Below are 20,138 nucleotides of genomic sequence, written 5' to 3'. Positions count from 1 at the left end.
GCTTTTTGCTTTTTAGTCTGCTGCTATCTAACGATTACGCCTCATCAATAGCCATAAACTTAATGTTAGGAATAATATTCCTGGTACTAATGCTGCAATCACAGCAGGTATGCCATAAACCAGACTTAATCGTCCTGAAACTTCATTGACAATATAGAACAGAAAACCAAAAGAGATACCTGTTAAAACTCTTAATCCCATTGGCACCGTACGTAATGGGCCAAAGATAAATGACAATGCCATCAGCATCATTACTGCAACAGAGATTGGTGCAAAGATTTTTTTCCAGAAATTCAGCTCATAGTTTGCTGATTCCTGTCCACTCTGTTTGAGATATTTAACATATTGATAGAGCCCACTAATCGATAATGCATCAGGATCTAAGGCCACAACGCTCAATTTTTCTGGCGTTAATCGTGTTGGCCATTCAAGTGATACTTGTTTTTTGCCTGTGATTTTTTGTGGATCTGTTAAGTCTGACTGTTCGACTTGTTTTAACATCCACGTTTTTTTATCGACATCATAGGTTGCACTTGATGCATAACGCACAATTTCTAGTTTTCTATCATTATTAAAATCATAGAGTGTAATGCCTTGCATCTCATTTTGGCTCTTTATTCGGTTGATATGAATAAATTGGTTGCCATCTTTAGCCCACATACCACGGTTAGTGGAAACTAAAGAGTTACCCATGATTTTTTCAGCGCGATAGTTACGTGCATATTGTTCACCTTGTGGTGCCCCCCATTCGCCAATCAGGACTGTCAACAGTACTAATGGAATAGCGGTTTTCATCACAGAGCCTGCAATTTGCAAACGTGTAAAACCAGATGCCTGCATGACCACCAGCTCACTACGAGTTGCCAATGCGCCTAGTCCTAATAATGCACCAAGTAACGCAGCCATGGGGAAGAAAATCTGCACATCTTTAAGGATATTTAAGATCGCATAAATACCCGCATCAAGTGTGGTGAAATCTCCTTGCCCTACTTTACGGAGTTGATCGACAAATTTGATAATGCCAGATAAAGAAACCAGCAAAAATAGTGTCATCAAAATCGACTGTAAAATAGTACGCCCGATATATCTATCTAATACACCAAACATCAGGCAACTCCTTTCTTAAAGCGAGCTCGGAATTTACGCATAGGCAAGGTATCCCAAATATTCAATAAGATAGCTAAGCCAAGATAAACACCATTAACACTCCACATCGCAATGAGAGGATCAACTTTTCCTTTTTCCCCATTAGAATGTAGCGAACTTTGTAATAAGAAAAAGACCAGATAAAGCAACATTGCAGGTAACATACTTAATACTCGGCCTTGGCGTGGATTAACCTCACTTAAAGGCACTACCATCACAGCCATAATGACAACAGAGAAAATCAAGGTTAATCGCCAATGGAATTCAGCGATAGATTCTGTTTCATTAGAATGCCAAAGTTCCGTCATCGTTTTTTGTTCTACACGATTACTGCTAATAGTAGATTCACGATGCCCGATAACAGCTTGGTAGTCATTAAAATCGGTGATACGAAAATCACGTAATACAGCCGTACCTTCATAGCGAGTTCCCTCACTGAGCACAACAATCTGATTTCCGTTAGGCAATTCCTTGGTATAGCCTTTATCTGCCACCACAACCGATGGACGCTGATCTTGCGTTGGGCGTAACTGTGCGAGGAACACATCTTGGAATTGGTTACCTTTCACGCTACCAAGATAAAGCACCATATTACGGTCACTGGACATTTTAAATTGCCCTTCCATCAAGGCCGCCAAACTTGGATTTGCCTTGGCATCCTCAAGCACTTGCTCTTGATGTGCTGATGACCATGGAATAAGCCAAATAACATTCCCTGCGGCTAATGCGCTGGTCAGTAATGAAAGCAATAATGCTGCTTGCACTAATGCTTTTTTACCTATCCCACACGCATTCATGACGGTTATCTCACTTTCAACATAAAGTTTGCTGTAAGTCATCAGAAGCCCAAGAAAGAGGCTTAATGGAAGAATAAGCTGTGCCATCTCTGGAATTCCCAGCCACAGCAGAGAAACCACGAGGTTTGTAGGAATGTTACCTTCAACAGCAGCCCCTAAAATTTCAACCAATTTCTGGCTAAAGAAGATAAGCATCAGAATAAATAAGATGGCTATCTGACTTTTAAGGGTTTCCCGAGCTAAATATCGAATTATAATCACGCTAGTTATGCCTGTGAAAACTTGTCTTTTTGCAGGAAAATCGCTAACTTCGTTGTATATCTATCATTTGTGCATCTCAGTTAGACATTCTTGCAGCCCAAATGATATCAAAACATGCTATAAACAGGTTCCCAATAAGAACAAGCTTATAAGTTAGCTAAATTAGTTGTGTTCAATTAATGCATTTAGCTTAACATAAAAAGTAAACTTTCTATGGGGTAGATTAATGCGGATCACTATTCTAAACGATACTTTCCGTTTTTGTCTTTAATATTCAGGAGAACGCATGGAGTTTAATGTAAAAAGCGGCAGCCCAGAGAAACAACGCAGCGCTTGTATTATCGTGGGGGTGTTTGAGCCTCGTCGTTTATCTCCGATCGCGGAGCAACTTGATAAAATCAGTGATGGCTATATCAGCGCCTTATTACGCCGAGGTGAGCTGGAAGGCAAAGTTGGACAATCATTGCTGTTACATCATGTACCTAATGTTCTCTCTGAGCGCGTTTTACTGATCGGTTGCGGTAAAGAGCGTGAGTTGGATGAACGTCAATATAAACAAATCATTCAAAAAACCATTAATACGCTCAATGAAACTGGCTCAATGGAAGCGGTCTGCTTTCTCACTGAGTTGCATGTTAAAGGTCGTAATAACTACTGGAAAGTACGTCAAGCGGTTGAGACTGCAAAAGACTGCCTCTATACTTTTGATCAACTAAAAAGCAATAAGACAGAATTACGTCGTCCATTGCGTAAGATGGTCTTTAATGTTCCTACTCGCCGTGAACTACCTAGTGGCGAACGTGCCATTGCTCATGGTTTAGCTATCGCATCAGGCATTAAAGCATGTAAAGATTTAGCAAACATGCCACCCAATATCTGTAATGCAGCTTATTTAGCTTCTCAAGCACGTCAATTAGCAGACTCTTCTTCAAATGTTTCTACGCGTGTTATTGGCGAAGAGCAAATGAAAGAGCTCAACATGAATGCTTACCTTGCGGTAGGTCAGGGCTCTCAAAATGAATCTTTAATGTCTATCATTGAGTACAAAGGCAGTAAAGATCCTGAAGCTCGCCCTATTGTATTGGTGGGTAAAGGGCTAACATTTGACTCTGGTGGTATTTCTATCAAACCTGCTGACGGCATGGATGAGATGAAATATGACATGTGTGGTGCTGCAACAGTCTATGGTGTGATGCGTGTAGTTGCAGAACTGCAATTACCGATTAACGTCATTGGTGTACTAGCGGGTTGTGAAAATATGCCAGGTGGAAAAGCCTATCGTCCTGGTGACATTTTAACAACCATGTCCGGCCAAACCGTTGAAGTATTAAACACTGATGCTGAAGGTCGCTTAGTGCTATGTGATACGTTAACTTATGTTGAACGTTTCGAGCCTGAGTTAGTTGTCGATATCGCAACATTAACAGGAGCTTGTATGGTGGCTTTAGGTCATCACTACAGTGGATTAATGTCTAACCATAATCCATTAGCACATGAGTTAATGAATGCATCAGAACAAGCCGGTGACCGCGCTTGGCGCTTACCATTAGGTGATGAGTTCTATGAACAAATCGAATCTAATTTTGCTGATTTAGCCAATACAGGTGGTCGCTTAGGTGGTGCAATTACTGCGGGTTGTTTCTTAGCGCGTTTTGCGACGAAATATAACTGGGCTCACTTAGATATTGCGGGTACAGCATGGCGTTCTGGTAAAGCCAAAGGCGCAACAGGTCGTCCTGTTTCTTTACTGTCTCAGTTCTTACTTAATCGCGCGGGTTTGAATAGCGACGAGTAATACCGCATAATTATCAGGGTTAAGGTATTACCCTATTATTATGGTAAATAGCGCAGACTCCAAGAAGGGTATTGCAACGCAATACCCTTCTGTTATCGGGATATCATGAAAAACGCCACGTTTTATTTAATGGAACACCCATCAATACACGATGATTTACAGGCTCATGAGTGGCTTGCCTGTCAACTTACCGCTGAACATTGGCGATTAGGCAAACGTATTTTATTGGTTTGTGAGTCTCAGGCTCAAGCTGAATTGCTTGATGAGGCATTATGGGCCAGAGAACCTCATCAGTTTGTTCCTCATAATCTTGCAGGTGAAGGCCCTCGTTATGGCGCTCCTGTTGAATTATGTTGGCCTGGAAAACGTGGTAACGCACCTCGTGATCTCTTGATTAATTTGCAATCGCAATTCGTAGACTTTGCCACAGCTTTCCATGAAGTGATAGACTTTGTACCTATTGATGAACAATTGAAACAGTTGGCGCGTGAACGATATAAAATTTATCGTAGCGTCGGCTTTACTTTGACAATGGCTACGCCGCCAACCTATTGAATACGTAAAAAATATGGAAAATAAATCCGCACCGAAAGAGCCATCGCTCGACACAACTTATAATCCAGCAGAGATTGAACAACCTCTGTATCAGCATTGGGAAAAAAACGGCTACTTTAAAGCCAATGGCGATACAACAAAAGAAAGCTTCTGTATCGTGATCCCACCGCCAAACGTCACTGGTAGCCTACATATGGGCCATGCTTTCCAGCAGACCATTATGGATACCATGATCCGTTATCAGCGTATGCAAGGTAAAAACACCTTGTGGCAGTCAGGGACTGACCATGCGGGTATCGCGACTCAAATGGTCGTTGAGCGTAAAATTGCTGCTGAAGAAGGTAAAAATCGTCATGATTATGGTCGTGATGCGTTTATCGACAAAATTTGGGAATGGAAAGCTGAATCAGGTGGCAACATTTCTAACCAAATGCGTCGTTTAGGTAACTCTGTTGATTGGGAACGTGAACGTTTCACCATGGACGAAGGTTTATCTAAAGCGGTTAAAGAAGCCTTTGTGCGTTTACATAAAGAAGATCTTATCTACCGTGGTAAACGCCTTGTTAACTGGGACCCTAAATTACATACTGCAATTTCTGATCTAGAAGTTGAGAACCGCGAAGTTAAAGGTTCAATGTGGCACCTGCGTTATCCTTTAGCGGATGGGGCAAAAACAGCAGAAGGTAAAGATTACCTCATTGTTGCAACAACTCGCCCAGAAACCATGTTAGGTGATACTGGTGTTGCTGTTAACCCAGAAGATCCTCGCTATAAAGATTTAATTGGTAAAGAAATTATTCTACCAATCGTTAACCGTCGTATCCCTATTTTAGCGGACGAACACGCTGATATGGAAAAAGGTACAGGTTGCGTAAAAATCACTCCTGCCCACGACTTTAATGACTATGAAGTTGGACGCCGTCATCAATTACCCATGATTAATATCATGGACTTTGATGGCAATATCCGTGTTAGCGCAGAAGTCTTAGACACCAATGGTGTTGAGTCAGATATTTACAGTACTGAAATTCCAGAAGCCTACCAAGGTATGGAACGCTTTGCGGCACGTAAAGCAATGGTCGCTGAATTTGAACGTCTAGGTTTATTAGAAGAGATCAAACCTCACGATTTAACTGTACCTTACGGCGACCGTGGTGGCGTTGTTATCGAACCTTTACTAACAGACCAATGGTATGTTCGCGCGGCACCTTTAGCGAAACCTGCGGTTGAAGCGGTTAAAAATGGCGATATCCAATTTGTACCAAAACAGTACGAAAACATGTACTTCTCTTGGATGAATGATATCCAAGATTGGTGTATTTCTCGTCAACTGTGGTGGGGTCACCGTATTCCGGCTTGGTACGACAATGAAGGTAATGTTTATGTTGGTCGTGACGAAGAAGAAGTACGTCGTGAAAACAATATCGCCGCTGATGTGGCATTACGCCAAGATGAAGACGTACTCGATACGTGGTTCTCATCTGCATTGTGGACATTCTCAACATTAGGCTGGCCTGAAAATACTGAAGCACTGAAAACATTCCATCCAACGAATGTATTAGTCAGTGGCTTTGATATCATTTTCTTCTGGATTGCTCGCATGATCATGATGACCATGCACTTCATCAAAGACGAAGACGGTAAACCGCAAGTTCCATTTAATACGGTTTATATGACGGGTCTTATCCGTGATGAAGAAGGCCAGAAGATGTCAAAATCCAAAGGTAACGTACTTGATCCTCTGGATATGATCGACGGTATTTCATTAGAAAACCTGTTAGAAAAACGTACTGGTAATATGATGCAGCCACAAATGGCTGAAAAAATTGCTAAACGTACTAGCAAAGAGTTCCCTGAAGGTATTGAAGCACACGGTACAGATGCCCTGCGCTTTACCTTAGCGGCATTAGCTTCAACAGGTCGCGATATTAACTGGGATATGAAACGCCTATCTGGTTACCGTAACTTCTGTAACAAGCTGTGGAACGCAAGCCGCTTTGTTCTGATGAATACTGAAGATCAAGATTGTGGCTACCAAGGTGGCGAGATGACATTCTCACTGGCTGACCGTTGGATCTTAGCTGAATTTAACAATACCGTTAAAGCCTATCGTGAAGCGTTAGACAACTATCGTTTCGATATCGCTGCGGGTATTTTATATGAGTTCACTTGGAACCAATTCTGTGACTGGTATCTTGAGCTATCAAAACCTGCGGTACACAAAGGTAATGATGCGCAAAAACGTGCAGCACGTCATACACTGATTGAGGTGTTAGAAGGCTTACTGCGTCTTGCTCACCCTATTATTCCATTTATCACTGAGACAATCTGGCAACGAGTGAAGGAAGTTAAAGGCATTGAAGGTGAAACCATCATGCTACAAGCTTTCCCTGAGTTCGATGCTTCATTAGTGGATGAACACGCACTTAGCGATCTTGAGTGGATCAAAGAAGTGATTGTTGCAGTTCGTAATATCCGTGCTGAAATGAATATTGCTCCGGGCAAACCACTTGATGTTATTTTACGTGGTGCGGATGATAATGCTAAGCGCCGTGTCAGTGACAATATTGGTTTCTTAAAAGCGATGGGTCGTTTAGCTGATATTCGTCCATTAGCAGAGGGTGAAGAAGCACCATTATCAGTGACTAAATTGGTAAGCGGTGCCGAATTGCTTATCCCAATGGCTGGCTTTATTGATAAAGATGCAGAGCTTGCACGTTTAGATAAAGAGCTTGAAAAAGTAGAGAAAGATATCACAACTTTAGACAGCAAATTATCTAACGATGGCTTTGTTAGCCGTGCGCCAGAAGCGGTTGTTGCTAAAGAGCGTGAACGCTTAGCAACATGCTTAAGCGCAAAAGAAAAGCTAATCGCACAGAAAGTCTCTATCGCCTCTTTATAAGCACTATCGCTTTAAAGGCACAGAGATTGTTAATAAAAACCCGCGTTTATCGCGGGTTTTTGCTTAGTTTTTTTCAGTAAAAAATAAAACTATTTTTCACTTTATTTTTTACTATTCTCGGTTCTATGCTCGTTAATATACCTTTCCATCCCTTATTTTCGCTTAAATTTAATCACCCACTAAAATATAACGCTAGAAATAAAGGGAATAGGTAAGCAAAGAAAACGAGCTAACGGTTTACAAACACGCTTAATCAATTAAGATAGTTTTCGTAGCTATCCGTGCTACTTTCAATGAAGAAGTTCCTTTCCGGTGCTCTCTCAATACGTAATCAAAAAATATTCTACTAATAAGTGAAACGATGAGTGCAACTATGACTGCAACCCAAATTATAGCCCCAAATATTGTTATTCGAGCGATTGAAGAAAAAGACAATGCAGCTATTGCACGCGTTATTCGTGAAGTCTCTGCTGAGCACGGTTTAACTGCTGATAAAGGCTTTGCGGTTGCTGATCCGATTTTAGATACTCTCTATGAAGTTTATCATCAGCCACGTAGCGCTTACTGGGTTGTTGAAATGGAGGGAGAAATTGTTGGCGGTGGTGGTGTCGCACCACTTGCTGGGGGTGATGGCAATACCTGTGAATTACAAAAAATGTATCTTTCATCCAAACTGCGTGGCAAAGGTATTGCAAAAAAAATCGTTCTACAATCTCTTGAGTTCGGTAAAGCACAAGGCTTTAGCCGTTGCTATTTAGAAACCACCGACATCTTAAAAGCGGCGGTGGGCTTATATGAGAAATTAGGATTCGAATTTATTGATGAAGCCTTAGGTAATACAGGACATAGTGATTGTGAAATTCGTATGGTGAAATCACTTTAAGCGTTCTTGTTGTTCCCTACGTAATACAATAAATAAAATAAGTACGACTTTACCCGCATTTCTTATGCGGGTTTTTATTATCAAAAATAGCATCTATAAACACAAATGCTATTTTTTAAAATGATATAAAAGAACTCTATTTACCCTCTATTTGTTCAAATTGATTTATTATTAAATTATTAGCTATTTATTATTCAATAATTCCTTATCTTAAATATCATTAAAAAACACAAGTTTATTTTTTTACTCATTTCACTCTGGATAATTATATTTCACTTCTTAAGTTAAATATTTTTTAGCATCTTTTCTATTTTAAATTTTCTTATTTTTTAGATTGCTATTTATCGCTAATTTAATATCTTTATGCAGATAAAGTCATGTAATGGCTTTTATAACTCTAAAATTTAAAAGGAATTTTTTCATGAAAAACTTTGTTAAAATTGCACTTATTGCTTCTGTAATTACCGTAATGACTGGTTGTACTGGTAGCGTATACAATAAAGAAAAAGACTGTAACTACGACTACTTACTGCACCCAGCAGTTTCTATTTCTAAAATCATTGGCGGTTGTGGCGACACAAGCAAATAAGATTTAAGAAACAAACGTATTAATAAACTACATTCTGACTTATTGTTGCTAAGAAAGAATGTGGTTTTTATTTTTTTATATTTTATGTTTTATGTTTTATGTTTTATGTTTTATGTTTTATGTTTTATGTTTTATGTTTTCAACCATTTTTCATGATTCGCATTCCTCACCACCATAAGAAATCAGAGCTTAGTGTTTCCATTTTAATGGAAGATAGATTAAATTAATCATTAATAAAATCTATTTTAGGTAATTTTATATGACATTAAACTACAAGATTATTATCGTCACATTATTTTTATCTATTCCTATATTGGCCTATTCCTCCCCCCAAGTTAAATGCATTTCCGAAGAAAAAAACTTTTCCGCATGTGAGATATTAGCAAAACAAGGAGACGATAAGGCATTATTAGTACTTGGACGTTTCTATGAAACGGGTACTGGAATTGAGAAAAATGTAGAAAAAGCAGAACAAATCTATCAACTCTTAGCAGATAAAAATGATGCTGATGGATTTAATCAACTGGCAATGCTTAAAGAAGATCAGGGTAAAAAACAAGAAGCTATTTTACTTTACCAGAGAGCAATAGAACTCGGCTCATCTTCTGCAAATTATAATCTAGGTATTCTGTACAAATATAATAATAATTATAAAAAAGCAAAAGAGATGTTTGAAAAAGCAATTACCGATGATAACTCAGGTAAAGCTATGATGAGTTTAGGTGATTTATATTTTGATGGATTCGGTATTGAAAAAAATATGGAGTTAGCGGAACACTGGTATAAAGCAGCTATTCAAGCTGATCATTATCTTGCCATTACACGATTGGGAATACTGTATGGTAATTTGGAAAAATATGATGAAGCAATAACATGTTATCAAGAAGCTATCAAAAAAGGTGATCCTGCCGCAATGAACTCAATGGGATTATTATATCAACATGGTTTTGGTGTAAAACGTGATATCAATAAAGCAGTTAATTTTTATCAAGATGCCGCTGAACAAGACGAAATTGGAGGACTAATTAACCTTGGTTTAATGTATGAAGAAGGCCTTGGGATACCTCAAAATTATGAAAAAGCCATCGAGTTGTACACAAGAGCTTATCAATTAGGTTATACCGATATTCAGTTACGAATTAATTTTTTAAATAAACACTTTAATAAATAATAACCAAAATTAAGGCGGTACTATAAATTATATATTTGTGTGTTTAATACCAATCAAAATATAGGCAGATTATGAACAAGAGAAAACTTAAAGTGCTTACAACCGAATTGATGATATTATGAAATTCTGTAAATAATTCAGTGTATTTTCCTGCCATAAAATCATTCATTTTTTTTGAACACCATCAACAAATTCCCCCTATTTTGTTCATCATGAGAACACTTTATGATCAGCTTCATTAAGAAATCGCAATAATCTGTATTACCTCCTTCTGTGTCTTGGTTATTGCGGTTTCTTTCCTTAACTCGGAGAACAATCATGACTATCAGACAGATTAATCATATTTATTCGGCGCCAAATTCACACTGGGTAGGTAATGGCTTTCCAGTCAGCACCTTATTTTCCTATCAGGAAAATGGTGAGAAACATAGCCCGTTTCTGCTGATGGATTATGCTGAGCCAACACTGTTTAAACCTGTTACCAATGCCCGTGGTGTAGGAGCGCATCCTCATCGTGGATTTGAAACCGTAACAATCGCCTATCAAGGTGAGGTTTCTCATCATGACTCTAAAGGCCATGCAGGAACTATTACCGCAGGTGATGTGCAATGGATGACAGCCGCTTCTGGCATTTTGCATAAAGAGTATCACTCTGAAAAGATGACTAAAGAAGGTGGCGTACTGGAGATGGTGCAACTTTGGGTGAATCTGCCGACAGCGTACAAAATGACACAGCCTCGTTATCAGGCGCTGAAAGCAGAGGATATCCCTCATGTTGGATTACCTAATGATCAAGGCTATGTCCGAGTGATCGCAGGTAATTATGCTAATACCCAAGGTATCGCAATGACCTACTCACCACTTAATGTGTGGGATCTGCGCTTAAATCGTGCTGGTGTTTCACACTACAGTATTCCTGAAGGTCATAATGCAATGCTGTTTGTGGTGAAAGGTGCTGTACATATCAATGACAGTGAAATTGCCCGTCAACATGACATGGTAGTATTAGATAATTCTGGCGATACACTGACATTAGAATCAATGGGTGACACCATTGTTTTAATTCTCACAGGTGAGCCAATTAATGAACCAATTGCAGGACAAGGGCCTTTTGTAATGAACACTCAAGATGAGTTACAACAAGCTTTTGATGATTATGACAATGGCAAATTTGGTGTGATGGATTAATGGCTCTACCCTTAAAACCAATAACACCAGTCACAAAGCAGTAATTTTGTGGCTGGTGCTATTATTTGGCACTGATAAATCAGGTACAAAGGGACAACATTTAGCAAAAATTAATGTAAACGTGATGACTTATCAGACTCTCCATCTTCGCCGTCTTCGTCTTCACCGTCTTCATCATCATACTCAGCGTCAGGATCTTCAAAGTAAGTTCCCCAACCATCGTAATAAACACCCATTTTTTCAGCTAAATTCATTAACTGTTCAACTTGAGCATCAATAAGCTCAGCATTTAAACCGCTTTCACTCACAGCATCAAAGCAAACTAAAATTTCACCTGATTCTACTTCAATTTCTTCAGGTTCAGTCACTTCATAACCTAATTTAAATACTTCAACTGCCGCTTTTTCTAGTGTTTCGAAGTTTTCACAAGAGATGTGGTGTTCGATAGCATACAGCGCATCAGGATCACTACCATCTTCAAGTAATTCTTCAATAATAAGACGTGTTTCTTCACGTTGTTCTGCTAATTCTTTGCTGTCCGCCATAATCATGCTCCGCAATAGTCTGAAAAGGTATCTTGTTCATTCTCCCACAGGGCGAATCAACACTCCATACCTAATATGATGTGCTTATCGCAGACTGTCTAAATTAAAAGTTTTCCTCCAGGGGTTGATGATGAATATTTATTAATATAAATTGAATATAAATTCAATGACAGGATATCACTCTATGAACCCTTTTTATCAAAAATCATTCTTACGTTTACTGGATTTTTCACCCGCTGAAATTCAACAACTACTTACATTGTCAGCACAATTAAAAAAAGCCAAAAAATCAGGTAAAGAAACTCAATATCTTGCAGGAAAAAATATTGCACTTATTTTTGAAAAAGACTCAACACGTACTCGTTGTGCCTTTGAAGTTGCGGCTTTTGATCAAGGCGCCAGAGTGACTTATTTGGGGGGCGGGAGCCAAATTGGGCATAAAGAATCCATCAAAGATACCGCACGAGTATTAGGCCGTATGTATGATGGTATTCAGTATCGGGGTTATGGGCAAAAAACGGTAGATGCCCTTGCACAATATTCAGGTGTGCCTGTTTGGAATGGTTTAACCAATGAATTTCACCCAACCCAGCTGTTAGCAGACTTACTGACTATCACAGAACATCAAACCAAGCCATTATCAAAAACCGTATTTGCTTACCTTGGTGACGCTCGTAATAACATGGGAAATACTATGCTGGAAGCAGCAGCGTTAACAGGTATAGATTTACGTTTAGTTGCGCCGAAAGCATGTTGGCCTGATGCAAGCTTAGTGGCTCAATGCCAAGATGTTGCCAACAAAAATGGTGGAAAAATCACACTTACTGAAAATGTGGCTGAAGGTGTTAAAAATGCTGATTTTCTTTACACCGATGTATGGGTCTCTATGGGTGAACCAAAAGAAGTTTGGAAAGAGCGTATTGCGTTACTGAAGCCTTATCAGGTCAATATGAATGTTGTTAAATTAACAGAAAACCCAGAAGTCAAATTCCTTCACTGTTTACCGGCTTTTCATGATGAAGAAACCACAATGGGTAAAGCATTAGCGGAAGAGTTTAACCTATATGGTGGTTTTGAAGTCACTGATGAAGTATTCGAATCAAAACACAGTATTGTGTTTGATGAAGCAGAGAACCGTCTTCACACCATAAAAGCCGTGATGGTAGCGACCCTTGCCAATCCGTTCTGAAATACATAATCATGCAAAACACCTATTTTTTAATCGAGAAAAAATAGGTGTTTTCTTCGTTTTATCTCAAGCTTATTGATTTTTAAACCAAAAAAAAATTTTTAGAAAAAAACAAAAGCAAACGCTTGCGTGTAAATCTAAGATGCGTATAATGCGCCACAATTTGTCAGGAGGAAAGATGAAACAGCGCCTATTCCAATATGTTAAAAAAAATCGCACCTTAACAGGTCGCAAGCGCATTCACTTTTTTCCAATAGCCCAATTTTTTGAAACCCCTCTTATTGAGGGGTTTTTTTTGGCCTATAAGAAACCACTCATCGCACAATTCATCGCTAAAGGAGAACTCTAATGACTAATCCGCTCTACCAAAAGCATATTATCTCCATCAATGATCTGGACAGGGAAGATTTGGAAGCAGTTCTTCGCGTTGCTGATAAATTAAAACAGCAGCCTAATAACGAATTGTTAAAGGATAAAGTGATAGCAAGTTGCTTTTTTGAAGCATCAACACGAACTCGTTTATCATTTGAAACAGCGATCCACCGCCTTGGCGCATCTGTTGTCGGCTTTTCTGATGGAAGCAACACATCATTGGGAAAAAAAGGTGAAACATTAGCGGATACCATTTCTGTTCTACGCACTTATGCCGATGCCATTGTGATTCGCCATCCTCAAGAAGGTGCAGCACGTTTAGCCTCTGAGTTTGCTGGTGATATTCCTGTTCTAAATGCAGGTGATGGTGCAAATCAACATCCAACACAGACTTTACTGGATTTGTTTACCATTCAAGAAACACAAGGCCGTTTAGATAATCTCAATATCGCAATGGTTGGTGACTTAAAATATGGTCGAACTGTGCATTCACTGGCACAAGCATTAGCGAAATTTAAAGGTAATCATCTCTATTTTATCGCCCCTAAAGTGCTCGCGATGCCAGAGCATATTCTTCACTTGCTGGAAGAAAATGGTGTTGAGTATAGCCAGCATGAAACAGTAGATGAAGTCATGCCAGAGCTGGATATTCTCTATATGACACGTGTACAAAAAGAACGTTTAGATCCTTCTGAATATGCAAATGTTAAAGCTCAGTTTATTTTAACTAGCGCTGATTTAGTGAATGTGAAAGATAACCTCAAGATCTTACACCCACTGCCGCGTATTGATGAAATCACAACAGATGTAGATAAAACACCTTATGCTTATTATTTCCAACAAGCTGGAAATGGTATCTACGCACGTCAGGCATTACTTGCCTTAGTTCTGAATAAAAACTTAGTTCTTTAATAAGGAGCACACCATGACACATGATCACAAACTAAAAGTTGAAGCTATCAAACGTGGGACTGTTATTGATCATATTCCAGCGCAGGTGGGCTTTAAAATTCTTTCACTGTTCCGTTTAACTGAAACTGATGAAAGAATAACCGTAGGTTTTAATTTACCTTCAGAAAATTTAGGTAAAAAAGATCTCATTAAAATCGAAAATGTCTTTTTAACCTCAGAACAAGCAAACCGTTTAGCAATGTATGCGCCACAAGCCACTGTTAATATTATCGATGATTACCAAGTGGTTAATAAGATGGCGTTAAGCTTGCCTGAATTACTTGAAGATGTGGTGCCTTGTCCTAATAGCAACTGTATTAGTCATAACGAGCCAGTACAAAGTAGTTTCCGAGTCAAAAAACTGGCCTCAGATGTGGTATTAACCTGTAAATACTGTGAAAAAGAATTCGAACGCCACGCGGTTATTCGTTAATTATCTTCACTATCTGCTCGCAAGGGCAGATAGTTTTTTATAAAAAGAGAATAATTACCTATTAAAAGCTTCAAGGCTATTTATATTAAAAATGAAAATAGCATATCCTTTCTTTTTTATAAAAAAATTTACTATAACCTCACCATTTTTATAGGCTAAAAATAACGTCAAACCGCACTACTACTCTTCATTTATTTTCTTTTTATACTTACAGACTTTATGATAAAGCCTGACATCTGTCATATTGCTAACTTACAGCGCTGGTTATAATAGCGCCGTGCTAATCAAGCGTTAGTCTTAATCTTATAAAAACAGGAGTTCTACATGTCTTACGAAATTAATACCGATAAAGCCCCTGCAGCAATTGGCCCTTATGTACAAGGCGTTGATTTAGGTAATTTAGTGATCACTTCAGGTCAATTACCTGTTGATCCTGCTACAGGTGAATTTGTTTCTGATAATGCTGCAGAACAAGCTCGTCAGTCTTTAGAAAATGTAAAAGCAATTATTGAAAAAGCGGGTTTAACTGTTGCTAATATCATCAAAACTACTGTTTTCGTAAAAGATTTAAATGATTTTGGTACCATTAATGCCGCTTATGAAGCTTTCTTTAAAGAGCATAATGCAGCATTCCCAGCTCGTTCTTGTGTTGAAGTTGCTCGTTTACCAAAAGATGCAAAAGTAGAAATCGAAGTTATCGCTATCCGTTAATTTCATTTCAAGAATCAATCATAAAAAAGCAAAGGTCTCTTTATGAGCACTTTGCTTTTTTTATGTTCTCATTTTTTGATGAATAATTTATAGCTTCTGTTTTGGCGCATATTTACAATTCAGCTAACCCCTCTTGATGCCTGATGTAGCAAAAATACCTTGATTTAGATCAGTTTTAATGAAGATTATTTCCCTTCCAATTACTATATATTGTGCTTTAATACATTTCGACATACAACATATAGTAATTATACACATCTTATCCACAATAAGCCTGAATGCTGTGCCATCACCTGTTTTTATGGGATTTGAGCCTGTGGATAAATAGTTAAGGAGCAAGATTGTGAAAACCATAGTGATAAAACGAGACGGATGTAAAGTCTCTTTTGACCAAACCCGCATCAGTGATGCTATCAAAAGAGCCGCCGTAGCTTGTGAGATCACTGATGATGATTATTGCGATTCTGTCGCGCAATCCGTTTCACAATCTCTCGCAGGACGTTCGAATGTCGATATCCGTGAGATCCAAGACGCCGTAGAAAATCAGCTGATGGCTGGCGAGCATAAAGATGTCGCCAGAGCCTACATTGAATACCGTCATGACCGAGATGTTGCCCGTGAGCAACGCGGAAGATTAACTCAGGAAATTCGAGGTCTTATCGAACAAAGCGATGTCTCTATTCTTCATGAGAATGCGAATAAAGACAGTAAAGTTATCCCTACCCAACGTGATTTACTTGCGGGTATTGTGGCTAAACATTACGCAAAATTGCATATCCTGCCAAGAGATGTGGTACTCGCTCATGAGCGAGGTGAAATTCATTATCATGATCTCGATTATTCACCGTTTTTCCCTATGTTTAACTGTATGCTAATTGACCTTAAAGGCATGTTAAACAATGGCTTTAAAATGGGGAATGCAGAAATAGAGCCTCCTAAATCTATTTCAACAGCAACCGCAGTAACAGCACAAATTATTGCACAAGTGGCGAGCCATATTTATGGTGGTACAACGATAAATCGTATCGATGAAGTATTAGCGCCATTTGTAAAATCAAGTTATGACAAACACTATAAAGTAGCGCAGGAGTGGCAAATTGCTGATAAAGAAGCCTATGCCAATGCGCGTACTGAAAAAGAGTGTTACGACGCATTCCAATCTTTAGAGTATGAAGTCAATACACTGCATACAGCTAATGGACAAACGCCATTTGTCACTTTCGGCTTTGGCCTTGGTACGTCAAAAGAAGCGCGTCTAATTCAACGTTCTATCCTTGAAAATCGTATGGCTGGTTTAGGCAAAAACCGCAAAACAGCTGTTTTTCCTAAACTTGTTTTTGCTATCAAAGATGGCTTAAACCATAAGTTTGGTGATCCTAATTACGATATCAAACAACTTGCGCTTGAATGTGCAAGTAAACGTATGTATCCGGATATCTTAAATTACGATCAAGTGGTTAAAGTAACGGGATCATTTAAAACTCCAATGGGTTGCCGTAGCTTCTTAGGTGTTTACGAAGAAAATGGTGAAATGATCCACGAAGGCCGTAATAACCTAGGTGTTATTAGTCTGAACTTACCGCGTATTGCCATTGAAGCCCAAGGTGACGAAGTCGCATTCTGGTCACTACTTGATGACCGTCTTGAATTAGCGAAAAAAGCGCTAATGACACGCATTGCACGTTTAGAAAATGTTAAAGCACGTGTTGCCCCTATTCTTTATATGGAGGGTGCATGTGGTGTGCGCTTAAAAGCAGACGATAATGTGTCTGAAATCTTTAAAAATGGCAGAGCGTCAATTTCATTAGGTTATATCGGTGTTCATGAGACCATCAATGCACTGTTTGGTACTGAAAAACACGTTTTTGATGATGAAACCTTAAGAGAAAAAGCGGTGGCGATTATTAATCGCCTACGTGAAGCAACAGACCAATGGAAAGCAGAGACTGGCTATGGCTTCAGCCTTTACAGCACACCGAGTGAGAACTTATGTGATCGTTTCTGTCGTTTAGATGCAGCTGAATTCGGTATTCTACCGGGTGTAACGGATAAAGGTTATTACACCAATAGCTTCCACTTAGATGTTGAGAAAAAAGTAAATCCATACGATAAACTGGATTTTGAAGCACCTTATCCTCCATTAGCCAATGGCGGTTTCATTTGCTATGGCGAATATCCAAACTTACAACATAACCTTAAAGCATTAGAAGACGTGTGGGATTACAGCTATACCCGTGTTCCTTACTACGGCACAAACACCCCAATTGATGAATGTTATGACTGTGGCTATACCGGTGAATTCTCTTGTACTAGCAAAGGCTTCACTTGCCCACGTTGTGGTAATCACAACCCTGCGAGAGTCTCTGTTATTCGCCGTGTCTGTGGATATTTAGGCAGTCCAGATTCACGCCCATTTAATGCAGGTAAGCAAGAAGAAGTTAAACGCCGTGTAAAACATCTGGCAAATGGTCAGTTAGGTTAAGATTGTGAATTACCATCAATATTACCCTGTTGATGTTGTGAATGGTGAAGGTACACGTTGCACCCTGTTTGTTGCAGGGTGCATACACCAATGCCGAGGCTGTTATAACAAATCAACGTGGTCATTAACATCAGGTAAGCCGTTTACCCAAGAGATGGAAGATCAGATAATTGCTGATCTACAAGACAATCGTATTAAACGCCAAGGATTATCACTTTCAGGTGGCGATCCTCTACACCCTCAAAATCTTTCTGCTATATTAAAATTGGTAAAACGCGTTAAAACGGAATGCCCTGAGAAAGATATTTGGGTTTGGACTGGCTACTTACTGGCTGACTTAACCCCAGAGCAGCAAGAAGTCGTTAACTATATTAACGTACTGATTGATGGGAAGTTCGTGCAAGAACTTTATGATCCCGCATTACTGTGGCGTGGTAGTAGTAATCAGGTGATCCATAAATTGAAATAATACACATTGAATTAACTGGAGGATGTATGCCTTTAAGTGATAATAAATATGTAAGCTTTTCTGAAGATCATGAGCTGAACTACCATTTAAAAAAATGGGGTAAAAAGCAGTCTAAAGCGAATCGAGAACAACTCGTGAAGCTAGGTACCGAATTGAAAAAGAAACTCGGTGCTAAACATCTCCAGCATACTGAAATAGATGCTGAGATAGAAAAAAATCTTTCATCATTTGAGTAACGCCTAAAAGCCCATTTCATAATGGGCTTTTTTCTTCATCATTATCATTTAATCACCTCCGTTATCAAATGCGAATCATTTTCAAAAAAGATGGTCAAAGTGATTAGTTTTGTTTTATTATTGACGCTCTTAACTATTCTTTTTATGATGATATTTGATATGAAATTAGCACTCTTCCCTTTATTTTCAATAGTTTTACTTTCTGGTTGTAGCAGTACTTGGGAACCTAAAGGTGCATCAGATTACACATTACAAGAAGCTAAAATGCTTTGTGAACTTGATGCGAATACTCGCTACCCTATTCGTAAAGAAGTACTACAACGTACTGTTTATCGCGATGTACAAAAAACATGTCGTAAAGATGATAAAGATCACTGTGGGGATAAAAAAACCTACACTGAACGTGTACCAATGACAGAAAGCTATGTTGAAGACATTAATCAAGAAGACAGAAAAACCTTCTATACCTCTTGTATGTCTTTAAAAGGGTGGGAACAAAAAAGTCATTATTTTTGGGAATAATAAGAAATTAAGAACATAAGAGGCTTAATGACGTTGCCAATACAGCTTAGTCCCAAAACCTAGCTGATTATTGACCATCTTAATTTCTTGTAATTGTAATTCCCATAAAGGCACATGGATGGCGGCTAATGCGACAGGAAAGCGTAAACAATAATGTTTTCTTGCGTTGATGTCGTCCTTACCTGCCAATAAAGCAACCGAACCTGTGAATTGGATACCTTGTAGATCGGATACTACAATTTCTTGTGTGCTAATACTCCCTGCAACTAATAAATTTTCCTGCATCATTTGAGCATGACGAGTTTTCTTTTCAGAAAGGAAAACGAGCCTCATCTGACATTCATCAAACCAATAAAAACAATTAGCACACCAAATATCACTCAATGAACATGTTGTACATAAGGTGAACACATAGTTATTGTGTATATATTGTTTAATTAATTTGATCGAGTCTAGAGAAGTCATTATATACCTGCATAGAAACAAAAAGAGACGCTGTTTAGATGATAATTATATCATCAAAACGAGCGTCTTACCGCGTGTCTCTTATTACAGATTATTTATCGAAAATAGTTAAAATTAACGATAAATTTCAGCATTAACAGTGAGGTAATCTTCACCAGTTGCGCCAACAACTTTAAAGCCTTTTGCTCCTTCATCTTTTGCGATTTGAGCAATTTTGGTGGTTAAGCCATCTAAAGTATCACTACCTGTGATTGTGATATACTCACCATTGACAGAAGGACTTTTTGATATGCTATCAGCAGCCATTGAACCAAATGAAATAGCACTTAAAGCGAATGTTGCAGCGATTAATGTAGATTTTTTCATAATAAACTCCAATTTAATTCTAATTTTGTCAGATATCGCGGAGTGTGTCTCTGTGATGTGGATCATATTATGCGCTTTAATTTAACTTTAAAATTAGCAATAATTGCTGT

The 20,138-nt window shown here is 38.7% G+C and carries 21 protein-coding genes; 16 read left to right on the top strand and 5 right to left on the bottom strand.

Annotated features, from left to right (window positions below; all coding sequences use genetic code 11):
* Positions 1–27 precede the first annotated feature (27 nt).
* Together lptG and lptF are read right to left on the bottom strand one after the other, a co-directional pair.
* On the bottom strand, positions 28–1,107 hold the full coding sequence (lptG, locus tag GTH24_RS01700; RefSeq protein ID WP_164525872.1) for an LPS export ABC transporter permease LptG: 1,080 nt from the start codon (positions 1,105–1,107) through the stop codon (positions 28–30).
* Positions 1,107–2,204: an LPS export ABC transporter permease LptF gene (lptF, locus tag GTH24_RS01695; RefSeq protein WP_072069541.1), complete on the bottom strand. Its 1,098-nt coding sequence runs from the start codon at positions 2,202–2,204 to the stop codon at positions 1,107–1,109. Before lptF ends, lptG begins: the two co-directional genes overlap by 1 nt.
* Positions 2,205–2,490: 286 nt before the next feature.
* Here lptF and pepA point away from each other — a divergent pair, with 286 nt between their 5' ends.
* From pepA to GTH24_RS01660, 7 genes are all read left to right on the top strand, one after another.
* The gene (gene pepA / locus GTH24_RS01690; protein ID WP_036939243.1) at positions 2,491–3,999 is read left to right on the top strand and encodes a leucyl aminopeptidase; all 1,509 of its coding nucleotides are present in this window, start codon (positions 2,491–2,493) and stop codon (positions 3,997–3,999) included.
* A 105-nt stretch (positions 4,000–4,104) separates the two neighbouring features.
* Positions 4,105–4,554: a DNA polymerase III subunit chi gene (locus tag GTH24_RS01685; protein WP_006535638.1), complete on the top strand. Its 450-nt coding sequence runs from the start codon at positions 4,105–4,107 to the stop codon at positions 4,552–4,554.
* Between the two features lie 13 nt (positions 4,555–4,567).
* Positions 4,568–7,456 carry a valine--tRNA ligase gene (locus GTH24_RS01680; RefSeq protein ID WP_072069542.1) on the top strand — a complete coding sequence of 963 codons (2,889 nt, stop codon included), beginning with the start codon at positions 4,568–4,570 and terminating at the stop codon, positions 7,454–7,456.
* A 373-nt stretch (positions 7,457–7,829) separates the two neighbouring features.
* Entirely contained in the window at positions 7,830–8,339 is a 510-nt protein-coding gene (locus GTH24_RS01675; protein WP_241254006.1) for a GNAT family N-acetyltransferase, read from the top strand.
* A gap of 421 nt (positions 8,340–8,760) precedes the next feature.
* A complete protein-coding gene (locus GTH24_RS01670; protein WP_036914671.1) occupies positions 8,761–8,928 on the top strand; it encodes a YhfL family protein in 168 nt (55 codons plus the stop codon).
* A 259-nt stretch (positions 8,929–9,187) separates the two neighbouring features.
* Entirely contained in the window at positions 9,188–10,099 is a 912-nt protein-coding gene (locus tag GTH24_RS01665) for an SEL1-like repeat protein (RefSeq protein ID WP_164525871.1), read from the top strand.
* Positions 10,100–10,417: 318 nt separating this feature from the next.
* Complete coding sequence (locus GTH24_RS01660; RefSeq protein ID WP_072069544.1) at positions 10,418–11,287, top strand: pirin family protein; 870 nt, start codon at positions 10,418–10,420, stop codon at positions 11,285–11,287.
* Between the two features lie 110 nt (positions 11,288–11,397).
* On the opposite strand, the gene rraB is transcribed toward GTH24_RS01660, so the two are convergent.
* Entirely contained in the window at positions 11,398–11,832 is a 435-nt protein-coding gene (rraB, locus tag GTH24_RS01655; RefSeq protein ID WP_072069545.1) for a ribonuclease E inhibitor RraB, read from the bottom strand.
* Positions 11,833–12,016: 184 nt separating this feature from the next.
* Here rraB and argF point away from each other — a divergent pair, with 184 nt between their 5' ends.
* The 9 genes from argF (at position 12,017) to GTH24_RS01610 (ending at position 19,197) form a co-directional block, all read left to right on the top strand.
* Positions 12,017–13,021 carry an ornithine carbamoyltransferase gene (gene argF, locus GTH24_RS01650; protein WP_072069546.1) on the top strand — a complete coding sequence of 335 codons (1,005 nt, stop codon included), beginning with the start codon at positions 12,017–12,019 and terminating at the stop codon, positions 13,019–13,021.
* 178 nt (positions 13,022–13,199) lie between these two features.
* Entirely contained in the window at positions 13,200–13,370 is a 171-nt protein-coding gene (locus GTH24_RS01645) for a hypothetical protein (protein WP_164525796.1), read from the top strand.
* Positions 13,370–14,305, top strand: coding sequence for an aspartate carbamoyltransferase (pyrB, locus tag GTH24_RS01640; RefSeq protein ID WP_072069547.1), 936 nt, complete (start codon positions 13,370–13,372; stop codon positions 14,303–14,305). Before GTH24_RS01645 ends, pyrB begins: the two co-directional genes overlap by 1 nt.
* A 13-nt stretch (positions 14,306–14,318) precedes the next feature.
* Complete coding sequence (pyrI, locus tag GTH24_RS01635; protein ID WP_006535648.1) at positions 14,319–14,777, top strand: aspartate carbamoyltransferase regulatory subunit; 459 nt, start codon at positions 14,319–14,321, stop codon at positions 14,775–14,777.
* A 324-nt stretch (positions 14,778–15,101) separates the two neighbouring features.
* Positions 15,102–15,488, top strand: coding sequence for a RidA family protein (locus GTH24_RS01630; protein WP_006535650.1), 387 nt, complete (start codon positions 15,102–15,104; stop codon positions 15,486–15,488).
* Between the two features lie 343 nt (positions 15,489–15,831).
* A complete protein-coding gene (gene nrdD / locus GTH24_RS01625) occupies positions 15,832–17,970 on the top strand; it encodes an anaerobic ribonucleoside-triphosphate reductase (RefSeq protein ID WP_115351201.1) in 2,139 nt (712 codons plus the stop codon).
* 4 nt (positions 17,971–17,974) lie between these two features.
* Positions 17,975–18,439 carry an anaerobic ribonucleoside-triphosphate reductase-activating protein gene (gene nrdG / locus GTH24_RS01620; RefSeq protein ID WP_072069548.1) on the top strand — a complete coding sequence of 155 codons (465 nt, stop codon included), beginning with the start codon at positions 17,975–17,977 and terminating at the stop codon, positions 18,437–18,439.
* A gap of 26 nt (positions 18,440–18,465) precedes the next feature.
* Positions 18,466–18,675: a hypothetical protein gene (locus GTH24_RS01615; RefSeq protein ID WP_023583554.1), complete on the top strand. Its 210-nt coding sequence runs from the start codon at positions 18,466–18,468 to the stop codon at positions 18,673–18,675.
* Positions 18,676–18,834: 159 nt separating this feature from the next.
* The gene (locus GTH24_RS01610; RefSeq protein ID WP_082151806.1) at positions 18,835–19,197 is read left to right on the top strand and encodes a hypothetical protein; all 363 of its coding nucleotides are present in this window, start codon (positions 18,835–18,837) and stop codon (positions 19,195–19,197) included.
* Positions 19,198–19,221: 24 nt separating this feature from the next.
* Here the strand turns inward: GTH24_RS01610 and GTH24_RS01605 are convergent, their stop codons facing one another.
* Together GTH24_RS01605 and GTH24_RS01600 are read right to left on the bottom strand one after the other, a co-directional pair.
* A complete protein-coding gene (locus GTH24_RS01605; protein ID WP_164525870.1) occupies positions 19,222–19,662 on the bottom strand; it encodes a YhbP family protein in 441 nt (146 codons plus the stop codon).
* 114 nt (positions 19,663–19,776) lie between these two features.
* Positions 19,777–20,028 carry a YdgH/BhsA/McbA-like domain containing protein gene (locus GTH24_RS01600; RefSeq protein ID WP_072069550.1) on the bottom strand — a complete coding sequence of 84 codons (252 nt, stop codon included), beginning with the start codon at positions 20,026–20,028 and terminating at the stop codon, positions 19,777–19,779.
* Positions 20,029–20,138 lie beyond the last annotated feature (110 nt).

This window comes from Proteus vulgaris (genome assembly GCF_011045815.1).
GTDB classification, from domain to species: Bacteria; Pseudomonadota; Gammaproteobacteria; order Enterobacterales; family Enterobacteriaceae; genus Proteus; species Proteus vulgaris_B.
This window is presented reverse-complemented; position numbering and strand designations above follow the sequence as displayed.